At 25.7% G+C, this 6,227-nt stretch carries 6 protein-coding genes; 3 read left to right on the top strand and 3 right to left on the bottom strand.

The window, feature by feature from the left end; genetic code table 11:
• The 3 genes from Q0J69_RS13345 to Q0J69_RS13335 all read left to right on the top strand — a co-directional run.
• Window positions 1-289: hypothetical protein (locus Q0J69_RS13345; protein WP_297208328.1), on the top strand; the 289-nt coding region annotated here is incomplete at its 5' end.
• On the top strand, window positions 286-1,038 hold the full coding sequence (locus tag Q0J69_RS13340) for a DUF2715 domain-containing protein (RefSeq protein WP_297208326.1): 753 nt from the start codon (window positions 286-288) through the stop codon (window positions 1,036-1,038). The genes Q0J69_RS13345 and Q0J69_RS13340, both read left to right, overlap by 4 nt.
• A gap of 518 nt (window positions 1,039-1,556) precedes the next feature.
• Complete coding sequence (locus Q0J69_RS13335; RefSeq protein ID WP_297208324.1) at window positions 1,557-2,498, top strand: alpha/beta hydrolase; 942 nt, start codon at window positions 1,557-1,559, stop codon at window positions 2,496-2,498.
• A gap of 3 nt (window positions 2,499-2,501) precedes the next feature.
• Here the strand turns inward: Q0J69_RS13335 and Q0J69_RS13330 are convergent, their stop codons facing one another.
• From Q0J69_RS13330 to Q0J69_RS13320, 3 genes are all read right to left on the bottom strand, one after another.
• A complete protein-coding gene (locus tag Q0J69_RS13330) occupies window positions 2,502-3,701 on the bottom strand; it encodes a MalY/PatB family protein (RefSeq protein ID WP_297208323.1) in 1,200 nt (399 codons plus the stop codon).
• Between the two features lie 26 nt (window positions 3,702-3,727).
• Window positions 3,728-5,302, bottom strand: a complete 1,575-nt coding sequence (locus tag Q0J69_RS13325) for a hypothetical protein (protein WP_297208321.1) — start codon at window positions 5,300-5,302, stop codon at window positions 3,728-3,730.
• A 336-nt stretch (window positions 5,303-5,638) separates the two neighbouring features.
• The gene (locus tag Q0J69_RS13320; protein ID WP_297208319.1) at window positions 5,639-6,214 is read right to left on the bottom strand and encodes an ankyrin repeat domain-containing protein; all 576 of its coding nucleotides are present in this window, start codon (window positions 6,212-6,214) and stop codon (window positions 5,639-5,641) included.
• Between the last annotated feature and the right edge of the window lie 13 nt (window positions 6,215-6,227).

Genomic DNA, 6,227 nt, shown 5'->3' with positions numbered 1-6,227 from the left:
GCACACAGCACACAGCACACAGCACACAGCACACAGCACACAGCACACAGCACACAGCACACAGCACACAGCACACAATAATTCAATAAAATTTTTTTCATCTAAATCGAATATAACATCAAGTTATAGTATTTTAATTAAAATCATCATTTCTTTTGGTGCTGCAAATTTATTTTTTAAATATTTGCAGCATTTATTTATCTGTATTTTTAATATTCCTGATAACTTATTGAATAGTAATATTCATTTTGTTATAAATAAAAAATTATTATTAGGAGTTTCCTTATGAGAAGCATTAAAAAAATTCTTTTAACATTGATGATGACTGCTGTGTTCAGTGTATCAGCATTTGCAGCAAGCGGATTTGAAGCTATACTTAATGTGCCTATAGGTTTGAGTGTAGGCTTTTACAATTACAAATTATCAAAAGAAGCTGAGGCATTTAAAGATGATATTGATAAGTATTATAAACAAAATAGCTCTGTAGGTTTTGATATAGGAGTTACAGCTCAGTTAGGATATATGTTTCAAGTAAAAGAAGGTTTCGGAATTAGTGTTTTAGGTGAAATAGGATACAGTCATGATTCTTATGCTTTTATACTTGCAAGTGATAAAAAAACTTCACAATCTTATACATTTGAAAGCATACAGATTGGACTTCTTCCTAAATTCAATATAGGTGCTTTTGCTATAGGAATAGGAGGAGGAGTTAAAATACCTTTATCAGGAAAATACTATTATAAATATGACGGCAAAGATGTAATAGGTTTTCCAGTAAAAGTGAATTCATCAGATATAAAAGATAATTTCAAAACTCCTGTTATAGGATATATTAAAGCTGCTTTTGATTATTCAATATTCTTTACTGATAATATGGCTTTTAATGTTGGACTTTATGCAGGATATGATTTTGGAATGAATATGTCTGATAAATTTTTGGGACAGGATGATGGAACTACTAAAACATTTGATAATATGGGATTCTCAAGCTTTGATGTAGGTTTGCAGTTAGGCTTCAAATTCGGTCCTAAAGCTTAATTAACTTTGCTATATAATCATTTTATATAGATAATTCATCAATTGGGAATAGTTTATTAATAAGCTATTCCTTTTTTATTGATTATATTAACTAGTATATCTGACATTGATTAAACCTTATTACTTTATATATTCTATACCTGCTTTTTATAGTTTTATGTTATATAAAGCTGTTAGAAAATTAGTCTACATATAAATTAATGTTTTTATAAAGCATCAATTATGTAATGGACTTGTTTAAAAAGTACTTGACAAAGTTATATATAAAATTTTGGTAATTTATTAACTATAAAAATAATGTTTTACTTGTTGTATAAATTATCGTTTTAGTATGTAAATATGCAGTCCTTCACAGTAGACGTACTTTGTATGTTTCTCGCCTGACAAAGTCACGCTTAGCTTCCAAAAGAAGTGTGGATGTGTGCTAGTTCACGTAATCATAAACAAAATTAGTCTATTGACAGTAATTATTATTTGTATAATATATTTGAATATTTAATATAAAAGGATTAGTATTTATGGATGATTTTTTTGAAGAATATGCTGATATAAATGATATAAAACAGTACTTTATACATTACCCCAAAAAATCCAATATATCTTTAATTTTTCTTCATGGAGGACCTGGAGAATCTGAGAGTTATTTTTTGTATAAAATGCATTCTAAAACTCAGAACTATAATTTAGTTTATTATGATCAAAGAGGTACTGGTAAAACACAGATAAAAAATAAATCATCATCAGAAACTATAACAATAGAAAAACTTATGAATGATTTGAAAGAAACCGTTGATTATGTAAAAGATAAATATAACTCAAAATATATTATAATATTAGGTCATTCATGGGGTAGTGTTCTTGGTATAGAGTTTGTAAAGAGATATAAAAATTATGTTTCTGCGTATATAGGAATGGGGCAGGTTGTAAGTTTTAGAGAAGGGGAGAAGATTGGCTTTGATTATTGCTTCAATATTGTAAAAAATAGCGGCAGTAAGAAATATATTGATAAATTAAACAAACTTAATAATTATCCATACTGCATAAATAAGGATAATGTATTTGAAGTATTTAAAGACTTTAGAGATGTACAGGTTAAATATAAATTAGCAGGATACTATGAAGGAAATGATAAATTGTCAAGCATTATACATAAAAGTCCTGTTTTTTCATTTAAAGATATTTTTAACTCTTCATTGAAGTTAAATAAGAATTTAATAAATTATCTAATAGACTATGATACAAGCAATTATAAAAACTTTGACATACCAATATTTTTTATATGCGGTGCTAATGATTGGCAGGTCCCCACTGCATTGGTAAAAAAATATTTTGAAACTATAACAGCTCCTGATAAAGATTTATTTATAGCTGAAAATGCAGGTCATCTTCTTAATATAGAAAATACCAAAGATTATAATATAATATTAGAAGGTATATGCAGTAGAGTAAGCGGTGAATAATAATTATTTATAGCTTTTATTTTTTAAATTATAAATTACCTGTTTTACAAAGTGTTCTATATATTTAAAATCTGTTGCTATATTAACTCTTATAAAACCATTAAAATTATCACCAAACCATTCTCCAAAATCAACAGCTATTTTGCAGTCATCCTGTATAAACTCTTTTACTCTATCCTTATTTACTATATTTCTTAAATCAAAAAAAGGCAAATATGTTCCTTCAAGAGGAGTTATTATTATTTCAGGTATCTCTTTTTTTAGTTCATCTCTTATATATTCATAATTTCTTTTAATAACTTTTAATAAACCATCAAGCCAATCGCTTCCGTATCTATATCCTGCTTCAGCTGCTATCATACCCATTAAACTAAGTTCTGTTCTATTTATTGTATTAATATATTTTTGATATATATTTCTCATGTCTTCATTTGGTATTATTATATGAGAGTTCAGAAGACATGCTAAATTAAATGTTTTTGAAGGAGAAGTTAATACTATTAATCTGTCAGTATATTTATCTTTATTTATTATAGATAGGGCAGATATAAACGGCTTAATACCCAAATTAATATCCTGATGTATTTCATCGGAAACTATATAAACATTATGACGGCGGCATATATCAAAGGTTTTATCTATTTCTTCATCAGTCCATACTCTGCCTACAGGATTATGAGGATTGCAAAATATAAAAAGTTTAGGCTTATTTTCTATAATCTTTTTTTCAAACATATCAAAATCTATAGAGAATATTCCATTATCATTTTTTAAATCAACAGTTATTAATTTTCTGTCATTGTCTTTAACCGCATTTGAAAAAGGATAATAAACTGGTGTAAGTATTATTACACTGTCATTTTTATCTGTGAAAGCATTTACAATCCAATATAAAGCTGTAACCAAGCCAGTAGAGAAAAATATCCAATCTTCTTTTAATATAATATTGTATCTGCTTTTCTGCCAATTAAAGAAAGCTTCAAAATAGCTGTCCCAAGTAACTGTGTATCCGAATACTCCATGAGAAACTCTTTCATGTAAGGCATTTAGTATTGCATCGGGAGTTTTAAATTCCATATCTGCTACCCACATAGGAGTAAGACCAGATTCATTAAATCTTTTATCTCTGATAGTTTCCCATTTTTCAGAATTTGTATTTTCTCTGCTTACAGTATATTTACTGCAGAACTCTTCTATAGTCATAATTTCTCCAATTAATAATTAATTATTTAATTTGTAGTTTTTAAAGCATCTTTATATCCTAGTTTAGATGCTTCATCTAAATAATATTTGGATTTTTCTGTATATTCCTTCATCTTCTCAGCTGTGATGGTTAATAACTTTGAATATTCTTCATAAACTAATGATAAATAATAATAGCTTTCTGCAAGTACTGATGCAGATTTATTATTTTTTATAGATTTTAAGAAATTAAATTCTGATTCCTTCAAAAATTTAACCTGTTTTTCTAATTTATATTTATACAATGATGCTATGCCGTTATTATTTAATAAATAAAAATTATCTTTTTCTATACTAAATCCGTACTCAATATCATTTTTAGCATGATTTAAACTTTGTACATCATTAGATATTTTATAATCTATTAAATATAGCCATCCTCTGTTTATATATATAGAAGTGTTATTTTCATCTATATTCAAAGCCTTATTATAATTATCCAATGACATATCAAAATACTTCTTATCCTGAGTATTTTTGTATTTTTCATTATATAAATCTGAATATATAAGCAATGTACTTAAGTCATCAGTATTATTATTATTTTCTATAACTTTATTATAATCCTCTAAAGCTAAGTCAAAATATTTTTCATCTGAAGTGTAATGATACTTTTTGCTATAAAGAACAGCCCTGTCTTTAAGTGCATCTGTATTATCCTCTTCTCTTAGCGTGTTAATATCTATAATTTTGTTATAGTCTTTTAAAGCCGAATCAAAATATTTATTATCAGAAGTTTCCTGATATCTTTTGCTTTGAACTAATGCTCTGTTTTTTAGAATAGGCACATTATCATTATCATTGTTCAAAATTTTTGTATATATATTAATTGCTTTTTCATCATTTCCTTCTTCTATTTCTTTTAAAGCCATTATAGATAATTTTTTTGTATCCTCTTCATCATTTAATTTATTTTTATCTTTTTTTACAACATTCCATAATACATTATCACCATTCTTATTGTATTTGTAATAATTATTAACTACAACTTTATCTCCATCATAATTTGTATTTATTATTTTTCCATTATTATTAATATCATCTATATCTGTCTGTCTGCTGTCTGTAATGTTATTATTATTTATACTATCATCATTATTATTATTTAATTCTATATTTCCTTCCGATGCTTCTAATTCTTTTCCTCTAAACAAAAATACAGATGCTAAAATGGTTAATACAGCTGCTGTAAATATAATAGTTAATGTTCTAGTATCTAAATTTAATAGGGGATTATTATTAATAAATGAGTTAAATGTATTAGCATACTCATCATATTTTATATCCATAAGGTAATCTAAATTCTTTTTTATATTGTATTTATTTAGAATATCATTTTTATTGCTTATTTGAAAGTTGCTTAATGTATAGGCAGAATTACTATAAACATTTGTGATGTAATTATTATAATAATTGCTGTTTTTGTTATAAATCCAATAACATATTCCTGCTGATATAGATATGAATAGCAGTAAAATTAACATAATACCTTTTGATGAGGATTTTTCATTTGGGGCTTCATAATTTTGTTCATTTTTTATAAAATTATGCTCTTGTTCCATTAAAAAATCCCGATATTAATACAATATTTATCGGATTGAATAATCATAAAAAAAAAGAAATATGATAACTATATAAATTTTTTTCAAAATTAATAATATATCATAAAAAATTACAAAATAAATTTTTATGTCATAGTTCTAAGATGCTTATTGAATTTTATTAGCTTTAATTTTTATGTTTTTTAATTATTTCTTTATCAAATTCATTAAAATTTTATTTCATATATTGATGTTTGTATCATTTTATAATTAAGATATAAGTATATATGTTTAAGATTTATATACTTTTACTAATGGAGTAGATAAAGTATGATTTTTATGTTTACTATTTTATTACTATTTAGAAACAGTTTTTAAATAATCTGCAGCTTCTTTCTGTTCTTTACGTATTGCAAACTCTAAAGCTCTCTCTTCGTCTTTATTTTTATGTTCTATATCGGCACCATTTTCTATTAATAATTTCATTGTTTCTATATCATTTATACCAGCAGCAAACATTAAAGGAGTTACCAGCTTGAAATTTTTAGCATTAACATCAGCACCAGCTTCTATTAATGCTTTTATTATATCATGTTCTTTTGTAAGAGCAGCATAAAGCAAAGCAGAAAATAAAGGTCTATCTCTTAAATTTACATCTGCACCAGAATCTATTAAATATAGAGCTACATTCTTCTGCTTTTCAGCACAAGCAAACATCAATGCCGTAATTCCAGTTTTACTTCTTGCATTGATATTTGCCCCATTTTCTATTAAAAGTTTTGCTATATCAAAATAACCTTTTTTAGCACAAATCATTAATAGTGTAAATTTTGTTTCATCATCTCTCATATCAGCTAAGCTGCTGTCCTCTTCTAAACACCTTTTTACATTATCAAAATCATTATTTTTTGTATATTCTACTATATTATGCACAGATTATAAGCCT

This window comes from uncultured Brachyspira sp. (genome assembly GCF_944388875.1).
In the GTDB taxonomy this organism is placed as follows: Bacteria; Spirochaetota; Brachyspiria; order Brachyspirales; family Brachyspiraceae; genus Brachyspira.
The sequence above is the reverse complement of the archived record's forward strand: the minus strand, read 5'-3'. Positions and strand labels throughout refer to the sequence as shown.